Source organism: Anderseniella sp. Alg231-50 (assembly GCF_900149695.1).
Classification (GTDB): Bacteria; Pseudomonadota; Alphaproteobacteria; order Rhizobiales; family Aestuariivirgaceae; genus Anderseniella.
Map to the genome: position 1 here is coordinate 1,828,788 of NZ_LT703003.1, position 17,107 is coordinate 1,845,894.

The 17,107-nt window shown below is 59.2% G+C and carries 16 protein-coding genes; 6 read left to right on the forward strand and 10 right to left on the reverse strand.

Features of this window, described 5'->3' with window-relative positions:
- Positions 1-2: 2 nt before the first annotated feature.
- From DHN55_RS08570 to DHN55_RS08580, 3 genes are all read left to right on the forward strand, one after another.
- Positions 3-548, forward strand: coding sequence for a hypothetical protein (locus DHN55_RS08570; protein WP_108880881.1), 546 nt, complete (start codon positions 3-5; stop codon positions 546-548).
- Positions 549-680: 132 nt separating this feature from the next.
- The gene (locus DHN55_RS08575; RefSeq protein WP_108880882.1) at positions 681-1,679 is read left to right on the forward strand and encodes an oligopeptide/dipeptide ABC transporter ATP-binding protein; all 999 of its coding nucleotides are present in this window, start codon (positions 681-683) and stop codon (positions 1,677-1,679) included.
- Positions 1,676-2,650 (forward strand): dipeptide ABC transporter ATP-binding protein, encoded by a 975-nt coding sequence (locus tag DHN55_RS08580; protein ID WP_108880883.1) that lies wholly within the window; start codon positions 1,676-1,678, stop codon positions 2,648-2,650. Before DHN55_RS08575 ends, DHN55_RS08580 begins: the two co-directional genes overlap by 4 nt.
- 22 nt (positions 2,651-2,672) lie before the next feature.
- Here DHN55_RS08580 and DHN55_RS08585 read toward each other — a convergent pair whose 3' ends face one another.
- From DHN55_RS08585 to DHN55_RS08615, 7 genes are read right to left on the reverse strand one after another with little or no spacing between them, the layout of a single operon-like run.
- On the reverse strand, positions 2,673-3,008 hold the full coding sequence (locus DHN55_RS08585; protein ID WP_108880884.1) for a hypothetical protein: 336 nt from the start codon (positions 3,006-3,008) through the stop codon (positions 2,673-2,675).
- A gap of 5 nt (positions 3,009-3,013) precedes the next feature.
- Positions 3,014-4,702, reverse strand: a complete 1,689-nt coding sequence (locus DHN55_RS08590; protein ID WP_108880885.1) for a thiamine pyrophosphate-dependent enzyme — start codon at positions 4,700-4,702, stop codon at positions 3,014-3,016.
- Positions 4,699-5,514 carry an alpha/beta fold hydrolase gene (locus tag DHN55_RS08595; protein WP_108880886.1) on the reverse strand — a complete coding sequence of 272 codons (816 nt, stop codon included), beginning with the start codon at positions 5,512-5,514 and terminating at the stop codon, positions 4,699-4,701. The genes DHN55_RS08590 and DHN55_RS08595 overlap by 4 nt, the downstream gene beginning before the upstream one ends.
- The gene (locus DHN55_RS08600; protein ID WP_108880887.1) at positions 5,486-6,082 is read right to left on the reverse strand and encodes an amino acid synthesis family protein; all 597 of its coding nucleotides are present in this window, start codon (positions 6,080-6,082) and stop codon (positions 5,486-5,488) included. The genes DHN55_RS08595 and DHN55_RS08600 overlap by 29 nt, the downstream gene beginning before the upstream one ends.
- A 26-nt stretch (positions 6,083-6,108) precedes the next feature.
- Positions 6,109-7,185, reverse strand: a complete 1,077-nt coding sequence (locus DHN55_RS08605) for an LLM class flavin-dependent oxidoreductase (protein WP_337660065.1) — start codon at positions 7,183-7,185, stop codon at positions 6,109-6,111.
- On the reverse strand, positions 7,151-8,626 hold the full coding sequence (locus DHN55_RS08610; protein WP_108881789.1) for an aldehyde dehydrogenase family protein: 1,476 nt from the start codon (positions 8,624-8,626) through the stop codon (positions 7,151-7,153). The genes DHN55_RS08605 and DHN55_RS08610 overlap by 35 nt, the downstream gene beginning before the upstream one ends.
- Positions 8,627-8,636: 10 nt before the next feature.
- Positions 8,637-9,131 carry a flavin reductase family protein gene (locus tag DHN55_RS08615; protein ID WP_337660066.1) on the reverse strand — a complete coding sequence of 165 codons (495 nt, stop codon included), beginning with the start codon at positions 9,129-9,131 and terminating at the stop codon, positions 8,637-8,639.
- A 114-nt stretch (positions 9,132-9,245) separates the two neighbouring features.
- Between DHN55_RS08615 and DHN55_RS08620 the strand changes: the two genes are divergently transcribed.
- Positions 9,246-10,097 (forward strand): LysR family transcriptional regulator, encoded by an 852-nt coding sequence (locus tag DHN55_RS08620; RefSeq protein ID WP_108880889.1) that lies wholly within the window; start codon positions 9,246-9,248, stop codon positions 10,095-10,097.
- Between the two features lie 33 nt (positions 10,098-10,130).
- On the opposite strand, the gene glpK is transcribed toward DHN55_RS08620, so the two are convergent.
- The 3 genes from glpK to DHN55_RS08635 are packed head-to-tail and all read right to left on the reverse strand — an operon-like array spanning position 10,131 to position 13,987.
- A complete protein-coding gene (glpK, locus tag DHN55_RS08625; RefSeq protein ID WP_108880890.1) occupies positions 10,131-11,633 on the reverse strand; it encodes a glycerol kinase GlpK in 1,503 nt (500 codons plus the stop codon).
- 24 nt (positions 11,634-11,657) lie between these two features.
- Positions 11,658-13,220: a glycerol-3-phosphate dehydrogenase gene (gene glpD / locus DHN55_RS08630; protein WP_108880891.1), complete on the reverse strand. Its 1,563-nt coding sequence runs from the start codon at positions 13,218-13,220 to the stop codon at positions 11,658-11,660.
- Positions 13,217-13,987, reverse strand: a complete 771-nt coding sequence (locus tag DHN55_RS08635) for a DeoR family transcriptional regulator (protein WP_108880892.1) — start codon at positions 13,985-13,987, stop codon at positions 13,217-13,219. The genes glpD and DHN55_RS08635 overlap by 4 nt, the downstream gene beginning before the upstream one ends.
- Before the next feature lie 180 nt (positions 13,988-14,167).
- On the opposite strand from DHN55_RS08635, the gene DHN55_RS08640 reads away from it, so the two are divergent.
- Both DHN55_RS08640 and DHN55_RS08645 read left to right on the forward strand, forming a co-directional pair.
- On the forward strand, positions 14,168-15,904 hold the full coding sequence (locus tag DHN55_RS08640) for an extracellular solute-binding protein (protein ID WP_108880893.1): 1,737 nt from the start codon (positions 14,168-14,170) through the stop codon (positions 15,902-15,904).
- A gap of 123 nt (positions 15,905-16,027) precedes the next feature.
- Positions 16,028-17,107, forward strand: a complete 1,080-nt coding sequence (locus tag DHN55_RS08645; protein WP_108880894.1) for an ATP-binding cassette domain-containing protein — start codon at positions 16,028-16,030, stop codon at positions 17,105-17,107.

Below are 17,107 nucleotides of genomic sequence, written 5' to 3' on the forward strand. Positions count from 1 at the left end.
CGATGTACGGGTCGACATTGATAGGACCGGCACTGGTAGCCGCCGTCATTGCGGCCCTGGTGACCATGATCGGCTGGTACGTGGCGTATCAGCGCGAGCGCCGGCTGGATAACGGACGGCGTGCCGAGCGGATAAGGGATTGCAAGATTGCCCTGCGTGCGGAAATCAGTTGCCATGTGCCGCGCTGGATAATGCAGGATGAAACCGGGCACGTTGAAGAGATGGCAAAGCAGATAATCGCCGGTACGGGCGACACGCCGCCGTTCACACCATTCGTGCCGAAGGAAACGGCGAACCCCGCGTTCGAGGCCATTGTCAGTGAGATACAAATCCTGCCCGGCGATGTCATTGAACCGGTGATACGGTATTACCAGCAGGTAGATGTGATCGCGCAGCTGGCCGAAGATATGCGCGGAGAGCGCTATGCGGCACTCGAGGCTGAGCGCAAGATCGATGTTTACAGGGATTTTATTGAATTGCGCAGCGAAGCGGGCCGTCTGGCGATCGATGCAATAGATGCTCTGGAGCAGTCAAGTGACGATAAATAACTGCTCAATAACCCGGTTTAGGGCCTGTCGGACCGTTTATGGGCCGCATTGGCGGCATTGGAAGTGGTTTCGTGCTCATGATTTTGTCTCCGTACCTCAAGATAATACTGCAAAGGTGAAAATTCAACAACCATGCCGCTTTTAGAGATTGAAAACCTGACAGTAGAATTTGCCACGGCAGGCGGTGCTTTTCGCGCCGTGGACGGTTTGTCGCTCAGCCTGGATGCCAGCGACGTGCTGGCCATTGTCGGTGAGTCGGGATCGGGCAAGTCGGTTGCCATGCTGGCCATGATGGGCCTGTTGCCGTGGACGGCGACTGTCACGGCGGACCGGTTGAATTTTGACGGCAAAGACCTGCTCACGCTGTCGGCCCGCCAGCGCCGCGAGGTCGTCGGCAAGGACATCGCCATGATCTTCCAGGAGCCCATGTCGAGCCTCAATCCGTGTTTCACCGTCGGTTTTCAACTGGGTGAAGCACTCAGGGTTCATCTGGGCATGTCACGAGCCGAATGCAAGGCACGCAGCATTGAACTGCTGGACCTGGTCGGCATTCCGGCACCGGAAAAACGCCTCAGTGCGTTTCCACACCAATTGTCAGGCGGCATGAGCCAGCGGGTCATGATCGCCATGGCGATCTCATGCAACCCGAAACTGCTGGTCGCCGATGAACCGACAACCGCGCTTGACGTGACCATCCAGGCGCAAATCCTCGACCTGCTGCTCAGCTTGCAGCAGGAAACCGGCATGGCCCTGGTTCTGATCACGCACGACATGGGGGTTGTCGCTGAAACGGCACAACGGGTTTCCGTGCAATATGCCGGACAGAAGGTCGAGGAGCAGCCGGTGGTGGATTTGTTTTCCGAACCGCACCATCCCTATACCGCTGCGTTGCTGGCGGCGTTGCCGGAACGCGCCAGGTCGCAGACGCTGCCGTCCATACCCGGCGTCGTGCCGGGCCAGTTCGACCGGCCGGACGGGTGCCTGTTTTCGCCAAGATGTACGCATGCCACCGATCATTGCCGCAGCCAGTCACCGACCCGTGCGCCTGCCAGACTCGGCTCTGCGTTCTGCCATTATCCGCTGGTAAAGGGCACGCCGCAAAATCATCCCGGAAACGGAGTGACGGCATGAGCGAGAAAATCGTCCTGCGCGCAAATGACCTGAAAAAGCACTACATGCTGCCCGGCAGCCTGTATGCCAAGCCGGCGACCGTAAAGGCGCTGGACGGTGTCAGTTTCGAGCTGAGCCGGAAGAAAACCCTGGCGGTGGTGGGTGAGTCCGGCTGCGGCAAGTCAACGCTCGCCCGGCTGGTGACCATGATCGAGGACCCCACCGCAGGATCGCTGCAGATCGCCGGAGAGGAGCTGGCGGACGGTAACAAGGCGGTGCGCCGCAAACTGCGGCCCAAGGTGCAAATGGTGTTTCAGAACCCGTACGGGTCGCTCAATCCGCGCCAGAAAATCGGTTCGGCGCTGGAAGAGCCCCTGATGATGAACACGCCGCTTTCAAAGGCGGAAAGAAGCGACAAGGCCAAGAACATGATGCAGGCGGTGGGCCTGCGCCCTGAACACTATGACCGCTATCCGCACATGTTTTCCGGCGGCCAGCGCCAGCGTATCGCCATCGCGCGCGCCCTGATGCTGGACCCTGACATACTGGTGCTGGATGAACCGGTATCGGCGCTGGACGTCTCAATCCAGGCGCAGGTTCTGAACCTGCTCGGCGAACTGCAGGACAAGCTGCAACTGGCCTACCTGTTTATCTCTCACGACCTGTCGGTGGTGAAGCACATCGCCGACGAGGTGATGGTGATGTATCTCGGCAAGCCGGTGGAGCAGGCGTCCCGCGAGGTGCTGTTCGATAATCCCAGGCATCCCTATACCAAGGCGCTGCTGTCGGCCACGCCGGTGCCTGATCCGGGCCGACAGAAAGAGCGCGTCCTGTTAAAGGGGGAGTTGCCGTCGCCGATCGACCCACCGACCGGCTGCGCCTTTCATCCGCGCTGCCCTGTGGTCTTTGGCAGGTGTGCAGCCGAAACACCGCATTTGCAACCGACACACTCTGCGCAGGTCTCGTGTCACCTGATGGATGAAGCGCAGTAGGATAAACCGCAAACCTGGTGCTTCAGTCCAGGTGTTGGTTACGCTCAAACACGTAATGCCAGAGATGAATGTCCTCGAAGAAGCGCTCGTAGAAGTCCGGCAGCAGGTCGCGGGATTCATACCGGGCCGGACTGTCCAGGGCCCTGGACATCGCATCATGATCAGCATAGGTGATGGCAAGAACCAGCGGAATGGCGGGTCCGGCGGGATCACTTTCCATTCCAAACAGGACCTCGACCTGTTCGGCGCAGGCGAATTTACGCCATAGGGGTGCAAGCCGCTCGTCCACGAAGGCCCGCATTGCCGCTTCCTGTCCGGGTTTTACGGTTCCGGCGAAAAATGCATATCGGGTGATCATGTGAACTAGCCACCCCTGTGCTTGAAACTGTCACGGCGAAAGCTGTACAGAGCGGCGGGATCGACGGAAACGTCCACGACGGCCGGTTTGCCGCAGTCGAGGGCTGCTTCAATGGCGGGCGCGACATCGGCGAGGGTTTCCGCCTTGTAACCGCATGCGCCATAGAGTTCGGCCACTTTGTCAAACGGTGGGCTGGAAACGTCCGCGCCAATATAGCGGCCGTTGAAAAAGTCGCGCTGGTAGGCTTTTTCCGCTCCCCAGCACTGATTGTTCATGACGACGGTTACGGTGTTGATACCGTGATCCACAGCGGTACTCAGTTCGGACATGGTCATGCCGAAGCCGCCGTCGCCCATCAGGCTGATCACCGGGCGATCGGGCTGTGCGCATTTCACGCCCAGGCCACAGGCAAACGAAAAGCCCACCAGTCCGAAATCAAGCGGTGTAAACAGGCTTTTGGGGGTCCAGTAGTTCAAGGCGTCGGTTGCCTGCAGGCACAGTGTGCCGGCGTCCATGGTGATGGCTGCGTTCTGGGGGAGGACATCACGCAACGTCTTGAACAGGCCTGAAGGTTGTGTGGGGTGTGTCATTACCGCGTCGGCATCGCGTTGTGACAGGTAGGCTTTACGCTCCTGCTGGAACGCAGAGGTCCAGGCGTCAGCACCTGCCCGGTCGGCGATAGATTTCAACGCAGCGGCAAGCTGGGTGGCGGCTGTCGGTGCATCCGACCAGATGCCCAGTTCCACCGGGAAAAACCGGCCGATTGCGGTTGGTTCCAGCTCCACCTGGATGATCTTCGCGTCGCGATTGATATTGTCATAGGTGTAGAATGTGGAATTGAAACCGAGACGCGTGCCGAGCGCCAGTATGACGTCAGCCTCCTTCACCAGCCGCGACGCGACCGGATTGCCGCGCGGGCCCATCTGCCCGGCATTCAAGGGATGGCCGAAAGGAATGGCATCACCGTGCCCGGGTGAGGTGACGACCGGGCAGTTCAGCATGTCCGCCAGGGCAAGCGCGGCGTCATGGCCGTGTGTGTTCTTGATGCCGCCGCCGGCAATGATGACCGGCTGTGACGCAGTTGCCAGCAGTTGCGCAGTTTTTGCAATCTGATCAGGATGCGCGGCAGGCACCGACTGGTTGCGATAGGCCTGCGGTGACTGCATGGCCGGAAAATCAACCTGTGCCGAGAGCACATCGCGCGGCAGGTTCAGCTGGACCGGGCCCCGGCGCGGCGTCAATGCGGTGCGGAAGGCTTCGCGAAACAGTTCCGGCACACGGTCGGCTGAAGGAGCCGTCCAGGTTTTCTTGGTGACAGGAGTAAACAGGGATTGCTGATCCACTTCCTGGAAAGCATCGCGATAGACATGGCCGGAAGACAGCGCGCCGGCGATGGAGACCACGGGAGAAAATGCTGCCATGGCCTGTGACAGGCCGGTAACCAGGTTGGTTGCTCCGGGGCCGTTCTGCCCGGCAAGCACGACCCCCGCATTACCCGATGCACGGGCATAACCGTCGGCCATGTGGGTGCCGGTCCGTTCATCGTGAACGCCGACAAAGCGGATGCTGTCTGCGTCATAGAGCGCATCAAACATTTCCATCGTCGCCGAGCCGATCAGGCCGAACACATATTCAGTATCCTCAGCCTTCAAAGCCTCGATTGCGGCCTGTCCGCCGGATAGCAGGTTTGTCATTGCAATGTCCTCTCAAGAAATTCCAGAACCGGAGACGTGAAGGCTTGTGGCTGCTCCATCAGACCGAGATGTTGCAATCCCGGCACGATAACAGTTTCAGACCCGTCTATTTCGGACGCGATGTCATGGCTCATTTTCACAGTGCTGCCGCTATCGTTTTCGCAGGTCATGACCAGTGCGGGCACGCGTATTGCCTCCGGCGGGCGGATCAGTTCGCGGACCCCGTTTGCCAATACCCAGGCCGTCTCGGCATAGCTCTCCGGATCTACCATCCCGCGCCACCTGCGGACCATGTGAACACCGTCGCCCGAAGCAAGATATGCCGGCGTGAACCAGCGCTTCAACGCATCATCCAGCGTGGCGTTCGCACCTTGCTCGCGCACCTTCCGGGCCCTTGTTTCAACCAGTGCCTGGGCTTCGTTGCCCCGGTCGTGGGGTGAATTCAATATGGCCAGTGCCGAAACCCTGTCGGGGTAGTCCATGGCGAACCTGCGATTGATCATGCCGCCGATGGAAAACCCGACAATGGCGGCTTGCGGAATTCCCAGATGATCCATCAGCCTGACCAGTTGACCGGCATATGTTTCCAGTGATGCAGCACCGGGTGAGGGGGCGCTGTCGCCGTGGCCGTAGAGGTCGTAGTTCAGGACCCGGAACCGTTCGGAAAACGCCGGCAGATGGTCTGTCCACAAATGGCGGCACAGGCCGAGGCCATGCACAAGCGCCATCACCGGCGCTTTGTCCGGTCCTGTCAAGTCAAACGCCGTTCCATCCGGTGCAACGTCAGACACCGGCCGGGTTGTCCACGTCATGGCCCATGTCTTTCAGGTCCTCGTAGCGGTTGCCGATGCGATGGTTCGGATGACCGCCGATCGAGGCACCCAACGCAACAACGATCTCATCTTCCGCCGGCGCGTCCGGTACGTTCAGGTGAATGGTCTGGTAGTGCGACCGGCGGCCGCCATCATGCTTGTCCATCAGCGGGATCATCAGGGAGGTGCCGGCGGCCCCCCGGGTGTTGGCGAACACCAGGTAGGTCTTGGCGCCGACGGCTTCGCGGTACTGGTTGCCGAACCACAGTGTATGGGTCAGTGCCTGGGCGTGCTCGAGTTCACCGCCCATGCCGACGACCGAAGCCTTGCCATAGCCCTCCAGATCATCACCGGTTACGTCGAGGATCATATCGGTCAGGAGCTTGCCGACCTCGGGTCCGGTTTCGCGAATTTCCGGCTTGAGGTCCTCGACATAGCCGCGCCCGAACCAGGGATTCCTGATGATGGCGAGGGCCGCGATCAGTTTGGTCGGGGTATCAACCTTTTTGCCGCCTTCTTCAAAGGTGGTTTGTATATTGAGCAGGGTCCGGCGAATTTCGGTAGACATAAACTATCCTCTATCTTTATGAAATATCAGGAAAATGCGGGCATGACTTCGTCGATAAAGAGCTCCAGGGAGCGCTTTTGCCGGGGCATGTCGAGGCCCATGGAAGCATAGTAGATAAAGGCGTCTATGCCGATTTCCTCATGCTGTTTCAGCTTGCGGATGACGGTGCCGGGATCGCCGAACATCAGGTTTTCCTCAAGCATGGCAGGGTCCACCCGCACATTTCCCTCCAGTTCCTCCAGGGGAACATTGTCGGGAAACCCGTTGACGACATCGCCCTTTTTCATCATCAGGTTGCCGAATTTGCCAAGCACATTGCGGATGGCACCCATGGTTGCAGCGCGGTCATCCTCATTGTCGTAAACGGCGCAGTGGCGCATGAGCGCAAACGTGCCGTCCCAGCCACCGGCCTTTGCAATCGACGCGTCGAGCTGGGTTTTGTATTTTTCCACCTCGCCCATCGGCATGGTCAACGGCCAGCACATGATGTTGCAATCATTGGCGACGGCGTAATCGAAGGTGATGGGCGAGCGGGCCGCTACCCACATCGGCACGGTCTCCTGCAACGGTTTCGGACAGGACGTCGCTTTGGGGAACTGCCAGTATTCACCGTCATGTTCCACGTCTCCCTTCCACAGTTCGCGGACCAGCGGCAGCATTTCCTGCATGTATCGCCAGGAGTCCGGTTGCTGCAATCCCGGTTTCATGCGGTCGAATTCGCGTTGATAGGCGCCGGAGCCAAGTCCCATTTCAAGCCTGCCGCCGGAGATCAGGTCGAGCAGCGCGGCTTCGCCGGCGATGTTGATGGGATGCCAGTAGGCGGCATTGGCAACACCGCAGCCAAGGCGGATGTTGTCGGTGTGGTCAGCCCACCATGTCATGACCTGAAAAGGGTTGGGGGCAATGGTCATCTCGACGGCGTGATGCTCGGCGGCCCAGGCAATTTCAAACCCCGCCTTGTCCGCCATCTGCACCATCTGGAGTGTGTGGTCACGCACCGCGGCCATGTCGGCCGCGTCATCCATGCGCTCGAGATTGATGGCGATATGGAACTTCATGTCTTCCCCTTCAGCGTGGCTTGAATGGATTGGCGATCGGATCATCGGACAGGTTCATCCACACGGTCTTCGGCCGGGTAAAATCATAGATCGCCTGGAAACCGCTTTCGCGGCCGTAGCCGCTGTTTTTCATACCGCCGAACTCGGCGATGGGTGAAATGACGCGGTAGGTGTTCACCCAGACAATGCCGGCCCGGATCTTGCGGGTCATGCGCAGGGCGCGCGCGCTGTCGCGGGTAAAGATTCCGGCGGCGAGACCGTGAACCGTGTCATTGGCAAGTGCGACAACCTCATCTTCCGTCTTGAAGCGCTGCACGCTCAACACCGGGCCAAACAGTTCAGTGTCGACAATGGTCATGTCCTGATGCGGGCATTCGATAATCGTGGGTTCAAAATAGAGCCCGTCCATATCCGGCCGTTTGCCACCTGTAAGTACCGTACCGCCTTCTTCCCGGGCCAGCGCAACCTGCTGTTCGATATGCTCCAGCTGCGCCTCGGTGCACAGCGGTCCCATTTCTGTCTCATCGGCCTGCGGGTCGCCAATTGCGATATTGCCCGCGATCGCGACCATTTTTTCAAGAAACCCGTCGGCAATGTCTTCATGCAAATAGAGCCTGGATCCCGCCACGCAACTTTGGCCGGCCGCGGCGAAAATCCCGGCAACCGAGCCGTTGACAGCGCTTTCAATATTGGCGTCGTCAAAGACGATGAAAGGCGACTTGCCACCCAGTTCAAGCGAGACCTCGGCGAAATTTTCCGCTGAATTCCTGACGATGTGGCGGGCGGACTGCGGGCCCCCGGTAAAGGCGACCCGGGCAACCAGCGGATGTGACGTCAGTGCCCGGCCACATGGATCGCCGTGTCCGGTGATGATGTTGACGACGCCATCGGGAATGCCGGCCTGGGCAATCAGCCTGCCGAATTCGAGCAATGGCGCTGATGCGTGTTCAGATGCCTTGAGGACGATCGTGTTGCCCGCTGCAAGAGCCGGTCCGATCTTGACGGCACTGAGGAACAACTGGGAATTCCAGGGTACGATTGCCGCGACCACGCCCAAAGGTTCACGGTTTGTGAAAACAAACATGTCCGGTTTGTCTATAGGCAGGGTTTCGCCGTGTATCTTGTCGGCGGCGCCTGCATAAAACTGAAGGAACTCGGCGATGTAGGTTGCCTGCCAGGCCGTTTCCTTGAACATCTTGCCGGTGTCACGGGTTTCCAGGCGGCCCAGCTGCTCGGAGTTTTCCGCCAGCAGGTCGCCGAGCTTGCGCAGGCATTTGCCACGCTGGGTCGGTGTCATGTCCGCCCACGGACCGCTGAGCGCCCGGTTGGCAGCCTCGACGGCCTCATTGACATTTTGCTCGGTCGCCTCGGGTATCCGTGACCAGACCTCACCATCGGCAGGATTGATGCTGTCGAAGGTCGCACCGTCCGATGCCGGCTGCCATTTGCCGTCAATGAGCATTGCGTAGGTTTCGACTTTTGCCATTGTCATTTTCTCAGCTTGCGGTTTCAGTCAGTGCGGATACCTGGTGATAGGCGCCGTCCAGATAGGTCAGGGGCTGTCCGGGGCCGTTGCTTGCTGCGATGACCTTGCCAATCAGAACCTGATGGCTGCCCGAACAAACCGACTGATCCAGTTCACAACTCAATACTGTGGCACCGGAAATTGCCGGCACCTCGGCAGGTTCGATGTCGATGCCGTCAAAGCGGTCTGAAACGGCACAATCATGGGCTCCGGCAAAGCGGTCGGCAATGTGCCTGGCGTGTTGCGGCAGGATGTTGATGTTAAAGCTGCCATTGGCCATGACCAGCCGGGCAATCTGTGATTGCGCATTGAGGCACACCAGTGCGGTGGGCGGGTCTGCGGATACCGAGCAGAATGCCGATACGGTTGCACCATGACGGCCCGACGGGCCGTTTGTGGTCACTACCGACACGGAACTGGCCACTCGCCGCATTGCACGGATAAAGGCGCTTCTGTCCATGTTCATTTCACCGCTCTCCACAAATGGCAAATGGAAGGCAGCAGCTTATGGGGGATTTTATATTTTGAAAATTGAATTATTTTATATAGAATATTCGAAAAATCCGAACTGAGGAATGCGATGAATCTCTCGGAACTGCGCACATTTCTGACCATTATCGAAACCGGCAGCCTGGTGCGTGCATCGCAACAGCTGAACGTGACCCAGTCCACGGTAACCGCCAGGCTGAATTCACTCGAGAATGAGCTGGGCCAAGTCCTCATCAACCGCCAGAAATCCGGGGCTTCGCTGACCGGTGCCGGCGTCCGCCTGCAGCGCTATGCCAATACGATTTCCGACCTCTGGCGTCAGGCACGCCAGCAAACGGCATTGCCGGATGCGATGAGTTCGGTCTGCAACCTTGCCAGTCATCCCGACCTGTGGCCGCATCTCGGCACCAGGATGTTTGATTACATCCGCGCAAATCACTCCCAGGTTGCGCTGGCGGTGTGGCACGGCAGCCAGGCCGACATGCATGACTGGCTGGGCAATGGGCTGACCGACATATCGCTGACCTATTGGCCGAATTCAAACCAGAAACAGGTGGTCTATCCAATCGCCACGGATCAACTGGTTCTGGTGTCGACCCGGAAAGACAGCCCGATCAAGTTTGATCCCGGGTACATCTTCGTGGAGGCAGGCGAAGAGTTCGGCCAGCAGCATGCTGAGGCTTATGCTGATGCGGACATAGCCCGGATCAGTTTCGGGTCGGCCCAGCTTGGCCTCGAACACCTGCTAATCAATGGCGGCAGCGCCTACCTGCCCTTGCGAATGGTGAAGCCGCACATCGCCGACGGCAGGTTGTTCCGGTTGGCCGAGGGGCCGGTTTTCGAGCGAAATGCATTTATGGTCGTCAACAAATCGGCACTGGAGACATGGCCCTGGTTTGATGACTGTCTGAACGATCTGATGTCGGATGACGATGACGCGTGATGCCCGGGCAGCGGGTCGGAGCCTCGAACAGCGTCAGTTGTCCGGTTTGCTCAAAGTACGTCTTACCGCGTCGCTCCACCCGGCAATCTTGCGTTGCCGGACAGCCTGTTTCATCTTCGGCCTGAAGCGCTGATCCAATGCCCACGATTTAGCAAATCCGGAAGCGGTCGGCCACAGGCCGACGCGTGACGCGGCAAGCCAGGCGGCACCCAGGGCGGTGGTTTCCAGCACTTCCGGCCGGTCCACCGGCGCATTCAGCACGTCGGCAAGGCGTTGCATGGTCCAGTCCGATGCGACCATGCCGCCGTCTACCCGCAGCACGGTCTTGCGGGCGGTTTGCGACTTCCAGTCCTTCTGCATGGCCGACAGCAAGTCATGGGTTTGATAGCACACCGCTTCAAGGGCGGCCTGGGCCAGCTCATTGGGGCCTGATGCGCGTGTCAGGCCAAAGATCGCGCCACGGGCATTTGCATCCCAGTGGGGTGCGCCAAGGCCGGTAAAGGCGGGGACCAGATAGACATCCTGTTCCGGATCGGCCTTGGCAGCCATGGCGCCGCTGTCGCTGGCTGATTTCAGGAACCCCATCTCGTCGCGCAGCCACTGCACGGTCGCGCCGGCCATGAAAATCGAACCTTCCAGCGCATAGGTTGTCTTGCCGTTGAGGCGATAGGCGATGGTGGTCAGCAGCCGGTTTTTTGAGCGCACCATGTCCGACCCGGTATTGAGCAGGGCAAAGCATCCGGTTCCATAGGTGGATTTCAGCATGCCGGGCTTGAAGCAGGCATTGCCGATGGTCGCCGCCTGCTGATCACCGGCCACGCCGAGGACGGGAATGGCCGCGCCGAGGATGGCAGGATCGGTGACACCGAAATCCGCAGCACAGTCAAGCACGTCCGGCAACACATTTGCGGGCACGTCCAGCACCTTGAGCAGGCCCTTGTCCCACTTGTTGGTCCTGATATTGAACATCAGCGTGCGCGAGGCATTGGTGGCATCCGTGACGTGGGAGGCGCCACCGGTCAGCCGCCAGATCAGGAAACTGTCGACGGTGCCGAAGGCAATGCGTCCGGCTTCGGCCTTTTTGCGCAGGCCCTTCACATTGTTCAGCAGCCAGGAGACCTTGGTGCCGGAAAAATAAGGATCGAGCAGCAGCCCGGTCCTGGTGCTGAAGCTCTTCTCGTGTCCGGCCTTCTTCAGCTTTGTGCACAAGTCCGACGTGCGCCGGTCCTGCCAGACGATCGCCTTGTGCACGCACCTGCCTGTCTCGCGATCCCACATGACGGTGGTTTCGCGCTGGTTGGTGATGCCGATTGCTGAAATGTCTGACGGCTTGATCCCGGCCTTGCTGATCGCGTCCCTGCAGGTGGCGACGACGCTTGACCAGATGTCCTCGGGATCGTGCTCGACCCAGCCGGATTTCGGAAAATACTGTGCGAATTCCTGCTGGCCGACGGCGACAATCTTCTGGTCGGCGTCAAAAATGATGGCCCGTGAAGATGTCGTGCCCTGATCAATGGCTAGAACGAAATTGCCCATTGCTTGCCCCGTCACTGCAGCCGCCTAACGGACGGCGGTCTGGCTTGTTGTCGTATGCATGGTTTTTGCAGCACGATCCATGAATTCCTGCAAGGCCTGTATCTGCTTGCGCTCATAGGCGATGCCCAGCTTGGTGCGCCTGAACAAGACGTCCTGCGCCGTGGCTGCCCATTCATGGCGCATCAGGTAGAGCACTTCCGCTTCATGCAGGCCAATGCCGAATTCCTTGCCGAGATCATCGGATTTTTGTGCATCGCCGAGTACCATCAGTGCCCTGGTGCCGTATTGACGCACAAGCCTTGTGATCAGCTTGCGGTCCAGAAGCGGGCGGGCGGCAACATATTCATCGACCAGCGCGTCAAAGCCCTGCACGGCAAAGTCGCCGCCGGGTAGGGCGGCATCCGCAGTCCAGGCCGGGTCGCGGGTGCCCAGGGCGTCTTCGATTTTCTTGAGAATTTGTTCGGCCAGCACCCGGAACGTGGTGATCTTGCCGCCGAAGATGTTGAGCAGCAATCCGGTGTCGTTATCGCCGTCCGTACGTATGACATAGTCGCGGGTGGCCTCCTGCGCCTTGCTGGCCCCGTCGTCATACAGGGGACGGACGCCGGAATAGGTCCACACGACATCCGATCTGGTTACAGGTTCAGAAAAATACTCACTGGCCATGTCACACAGGTAGCCGATTTCTTCGGCAGATATTTCCGGCTTGTCCATGTCATCGCCATGTTCAGCATCTGTGGTGCCGATCAGGGTGTAGTCGCCCTCATAGGGAATGGCGAAGATGATGCGGTTGTCGTCATTCTGGAATATGTAGGCCTTGTCGTGAGCAAACTTGCGCGCAATGACGATATGGCTGCCGCGCACCAGGCGGACATTGCGGGCGTCGTTGTAGCCGAACACCTGCTTCAGCACCTTGTCGACCCAGGGGCCAGCGGCATTGACGATGATGCCGGCGGTAACGGTTTCTCTGTGGCCGTTGGATGTGTCTTCCATCTCGACCCGCCACTGACCGTCGACGCGTTGTGCGTGCACGACTTTCGTGCGCGGCTGCATGTTGGCGCCGCGGTCTGCGGCGTCGAGCGCGTTCAATACCACCAGCCGGGAATCCTCAACCCAGCAGTCGGAATATTCAAAGGCTTTGCTGAATGCCGGCTTCAGTGGCTTGCCGACTTCGTCATGCGCCAGGTTCACGCTGGTTGTCGGGGGCAGGAGTTTGCGCCCGCCGATGTGATCATACAGGAACAGGCCCAGCCGCAGCAGCCAGGCCGGGCGCAGGCCTGCATGATGCGGCAGGACAAACCGCATCGGCCAGATGATATGTGGTGCCATTTTCCACAACACTTCGCGTTCCATCAGCGCCTTGCGCACCAGCAGGAACTCATAGTGCTCGAGATAGCGCAGACCGCCATGGACGAGCTTTGTGGAGGCTGAAGACGTGCCGCCGCCGAAATCACCCGCCTCGCACAGGCAGACGGAAAAGCCGCGGCCAACCGCATCGCGGGCGATACCGCAGCCATTGATGCCGCCGCCGATGATCAGAACATCATAGTGAGGCGTCAGGCCGGCGTGCTGCGACTGCCTGTTCATTCAGCCGCCTTTCCGGTTGCCAGGTCGGCTTCTGCAACCTTGAGGTGAACTTTTGCGACGTTGCAGATCTTCTTGATGCTGCGGGGAGGCTGCTCGTCGGTAACGAAAACATCCAGGTCTTCGAGCTGCCCGATCTGCACTGGCGCGCGGCGTTCAAACTTGCTGGTGTCGGCTGCCAGAATGCTGGTGCGGGCCTGGCCCAGAATGGCCTGTGACACACGAACCTCGCGATAATCGAAATCAAGCAGGCAGCCTTCTTCATCGATTGCCGATACGCCAATCACGGCGAAGTCGACCTTGAACTGCCGGATCAGGTCAATTGCCGCGGCACCGACAATGCCGCCATCGCTCTTGCGGACCATGCCGCCAGACACCACGACTTCAACGCCCGGCGCGTCGGACAATATGTAGGCGACATTCAGATTGTTGGTGATCACCATCAACCCCTGGTGGCGGCGCAGGGCGTAAGCTACCTGTTCGGTTGTGGTGCCGATATTGAGGATCAGCGACGAATTGTCCGGGATCAGTCCGGCAATGGCACGGGCAATGCGGGCCTTGCCGTCGGCGGAAATGTCCCGGCGGGCCTGATAGGCCATGTTGACCGTATTGGACGGAAACACCGCGCCACCGTGAACCCGGTTGAGTTTTTCAATGTCGCACAGGTCATTGAGATCCTTACGGATTGTCTGCGGCGTGACCTCAAAACGAAGCGCAAGCGTTTCCACATCCACGCGGCCTTCACGCCGCGCGATCTCAAGAATATCCATCTGTCTTGGCGGCAATGCCGTCACGACGCATCCCTTCGGTTGTTTTCATAATAGTTGCGATTTTTTTCGAATAAATCAATTAGAAAACCATTGACTTTCGTTTTTATTCGTTATGTCCTAGCGATGTGATGCACCGCTGTCGTAAATGAGTGCGCACACAAATCAGTTGGAGGAGAGATCATGAAAAAGCTGCTTTTAGCGTCAGTTGCGGTATTTGCACTGGGCGCTGCGGCTCTTCCTGCGCAGGCCGACAAGGCCGCGGCAGAGAAGTGGGTAAACGACGAATTCCAGCCATCCGCGCTTTCGAAAGAAGACCAGTTGAAGGAGATGGACTGGTTCATCAAGGCGGCGGAGCCGTTCAAGGGAATGGAGATCAATGTGCTGTCGGAAACGATTCCGACGCATGAGTACGAATCCAAGACGCTGACCAAGGCGTTTGAAGAGATCACCGGCATCAAGGTCAACCACCAGCTTCTCGGAGAAGGCGAGGTGGTGCAGGCGGTGCAGACCCAGATGCAGACCAACCGCAACCTGTATGATGCCTACATCAATGACAGCGACCTGATCGGCACCCATTCGCGCCTGCAGCAGGCGGTCAACCTGTCCGACTGGATGGAAGGAGAAGGCAAGGGCGTTACCAATCCCGGCCTCGACGTGGAAGATTTCATCGGCAAGTCATTCACCACCGGCCCGGACGGCAAACTCTACCAGCTGCCGGATCAGCAGTTCGCCAACCTGTACTGGTTCCGCAAGGACTGGTTCGACAAGCCGGAACTGAAGGAAAAGTTCAAGGCCAAGTACGGCTATGAGCTGGGTGTGCCGGTCAACTGGTCAGCCTATGAAGACATTGCGCAATTCTTCAGTGAAGACGTCAAGGAAATCGATGGTGTCCGCATCTACGGTCACATGGATTACGGCAAACGCGCCCCTGACCTTGGCTGGCGCATGACCGATGCCTGGCTGTCCATGGCCGGTGCCACGTCTCCGGGCCTGCCGAACGGCCGGCCGATCGACGAATGGGGCATCCGCATGGAGGCAGACAGCTGCAATCCATCCGGTGCATCAGTTGCCCGCGGTGGCGGCACCAACGCACCGGCTTCCGTTTTCGCTATCGCCAAGTGGGACGAGTGGCTGCGCAAATATGCGCCTCCCGGTGCGGCTGACTATGACTTCTACCAGTCCCTGCCGGCGCTTGCGCAGGGCAATGTGGCCCAGCAGATTTTCTGGTACACAGCGTTTACCGCATCCATGGTTGCGCCGAAAGCAGACGGCAACAACACCGTTGACGATGACGGCAATCCGCAATGGCGCATGGCACCGAGCCCGCACGGGCCATACTGGAAGGACGGCATGAAGCTGGGTTACCAGGATGCCGGATCATGGACAATTCTGAAGTCCACTCCGGTTGATCGTGCCAAGGCTGCATGGCTGTACGCACAGTTCGTGGTGTCCAAGACAGTGGACGTGAAGAAGTCCGACGTTGGTCTGACCTTCATTCGCGACAGCACCGTGCGTCATGATCACTTCACCAAGCGCGCCCCGAAACTGGGGGGGCTTATCGAGTTCTATCGCTCACCGGACCGGGTCAACTGGACTCCAACCGGCGTCAACGTGCCGGATTATCCGAAACTGGCGCAGTTGTGGTGGCAGAACATCGGTGACGTGAACTCCGGTGCCTTTACACCGCAGCAGGCGATGGATCGCCTGGCCGGTGAAATGGACCAGGTCATGGGCCGCATGCAGGCTGCCGACGAGCAGGCCAAGATCTACGGCGGTTGCGGTCCGCGCCTGAACGAAGCCAAGGATCCTGCCGACTGGCTCGGCAAGGAGAACGGCCCGGCTGCCAAGCTGGCCAATGAGAAGGAGCCAGGCAAGACGATTGCTTACGAAGAAATCGTCAAGCGCTGGGCGCAGTAGGGTAGCGCATTTTCTCCCGTGCGTGATGAGCGGCCCGGCATTTCAGACGCCGGACCGCTCCCCCATACCCGAATAATTTTTTTAAACCTTGAGTCGGAACTCTAAGCGGCGGCAGGATGCGCTATGGCGCTTGAACTGAAAAACGTGGCCAAGAAAATAGGGGCGGATACGCATATCCACCCGACCGACCTGACGTTTGAGCCGGGCAGTTTCAACATTCTGCTTGGCACCACGCTTGCCGGCAAGACCACCCTGATGCAGATGATGGCAGGCCTTGAAAAACCGACGTCCGGCGAGGTCTGGTTCGACGGCAAGGATGTCACCGGCACCGCGGTCCAGAAACGCAATGTGTCCATGGTCTACCAGCAGTTCATCAATTATCCGAACATGTCGGTGTTCGACAATATCGCCTCGCCCTTGCGCGTTGCCAGGCTTCCGGCCGGGGAAATCCGCTCCCGCGTCGGCGAGATGGCCGAACTGATGCGGATTTCGGCCATGCTGGACCGAAGACCGTCGGAACTGTCGGGCGGCCAGCAGCAACGCACCGCCATGGCCCGTGCGCTGGTCAAGGACAGTGACCTGATACTGCTCGACGAACCGCTGGCCAACCTTGATTTCAAACTGCGCGAGGAAATGCGCGACGAACTGCCCAGGCTGTTTGCGGAACGCAATTGCGTGGTGGTGTATGCGACGACCGAACCGACCGAAGCCCTGTTGCTGGGAGGCCAGACTGCGGCCATGCACGAGGGCCGGGTCGTGGACTTCGGTCAGACCGCGCAGATTTACCGGCAGCCCTCCAGCCTGACGTCGGCCATGGTGTTTTCCGAACCGCCGATCAACCTGGCCAACGCAGCGGTGAAATCCGGCTGGGTGCGGTTGGATGAAGGGGTTTCATGGAAGGCAGACAAGGGGCTTGCCGACGGGGCCTACACGATCGGCATCCGGCCGCACCATGTGTCGCCGGTGCGTCAGTCCACCAAATCCGTTGTCATCGAGGGCAAGGTCAAGGTGGCAGAACTCACCGGGTCTGAAAGCATCATTCATTTCCACGCCCATGATTATCCCTGGGTGTCCCTGTCACACGGCGTGCATCCGTTCGAGACCGGCCAGTTCGCCAGGTTCTATGCCGACATGTCGAAGTGCTTCTATTTTGATGCAGACGGCAGGCTGGTCGATCTGGCTCCGGCAGGGAAGGCAGCGTGA

Bases quoted from the DNA above. Each gene is read 5' to 3' on its own strand.
- DHN55_RS08570 (WP_108880881.1), top strand. From the start codon at position 3: ATGTACGGGTCGACATTGATAGGACCGGCACTGGTAGCCGCCGTCATT.
- DHN55_RS08575 (WP_108880882.1), top strand. From the start codon at position 681: ATGCCGCTTTTAGAGATTGAAAACCTGACAGTAGAATTTGCCACGGCA.
- DHN55_RS08580 (WP_108880883.1), top strand. From the start codon at position 1,676: ATGAGCGAGAAAATCGTCCTGCGCGCAAATGACCTGAAAAAGCACTAC.
- DHN55_RS08585 (WP_108880884.1), bottom strand. From the start codon at position 3,008: ATGATCACCCGATATGCATTTTTCGCCGGAACCGTAAAACCCGGACAG.
- DHN55_RS08590 (WP_108880885.1), bottom strand. From the start codon at position 4,702: ATGACAAACCTGCTATCCGGCGGACAGGCCGCAATCGAGGCTTTGAAG.
- DHN55_RS08595 (WP_108880886.1), bottom strand. From the start codon at position 5,514: ATGACGTGGACAACCCGGCCGGTGTCTGACGTTGCACCGGATGGAACG.
- DHN55_RS08600 (WP_108880887.1), bottom strand. From the start codon at position 6,082: ATGTCTACCGAAATTCGCCGGACCCTGCTCAATATACAAACCACCTTT.
- DHN55_RS08605 (WP_337660065.1), bottom strand. From the start codon at position 7,185: ATGATCCGATCGCCAATCCATTCAAGCCACGCTGAAGGGGAAGACATG.
- DHN55_RS08610 (WP_108881789.1), bottom strand. From the start codon at position 8,626: ATGGCAAAAGTCGAAACCTACGCAATGCTCATTGACGGCAAATGGCAG.
- DHN55_RS08615 (WP_337660066.1), bottom strand. From the start codon at position 9,131: ATGAACATGGACAGAAGCGCCTTTATCCGTGCAATGCGGCGAGTGGCC.
- DHN55_RS08620 (WP_108880889.1), top strand. From the start codon at position 9,246: ATGAATCTCTCGGAACTGCGCACATTTCTGACCATTATCGAAACCGGC.
- glpK (WP_108880890.1), bottom strand. From the start codon at position 11,633: ATGGGCAATTTCGTTCTAGCCATTGATCAGGGCACGACATCTTCACGG.
- glpD (WP_108880891.1), bottom strand. From the start codon at position 13,220: ATGAACAGGCAGTCGCAGCACGCCGGCCTGACGCCTCACTATGATGTT.
- DHN55_RS08635 (WP_108880892.1), bottom strand. From the start codon at position 13,987: ATGGATATTCTTGAGATCGCGCGGCGTGAAGGCCGCGTGGATGTGGAA.
- DHN55_RS08640 (WP_108880893.1), top strand. From the start codon at position 14,168: ATGAAAAAGCTGCTTTTAGCGTCAGTTGCGGTATTTGCACTGGGCGCT.
- DHN55_RS08645 (WP_108880894.1), top strand. From the start codon at position 16,028: ATGGCGCTTGAACTGAAAAACGTGGCCAAGAAAATAGGGGCGGATACG.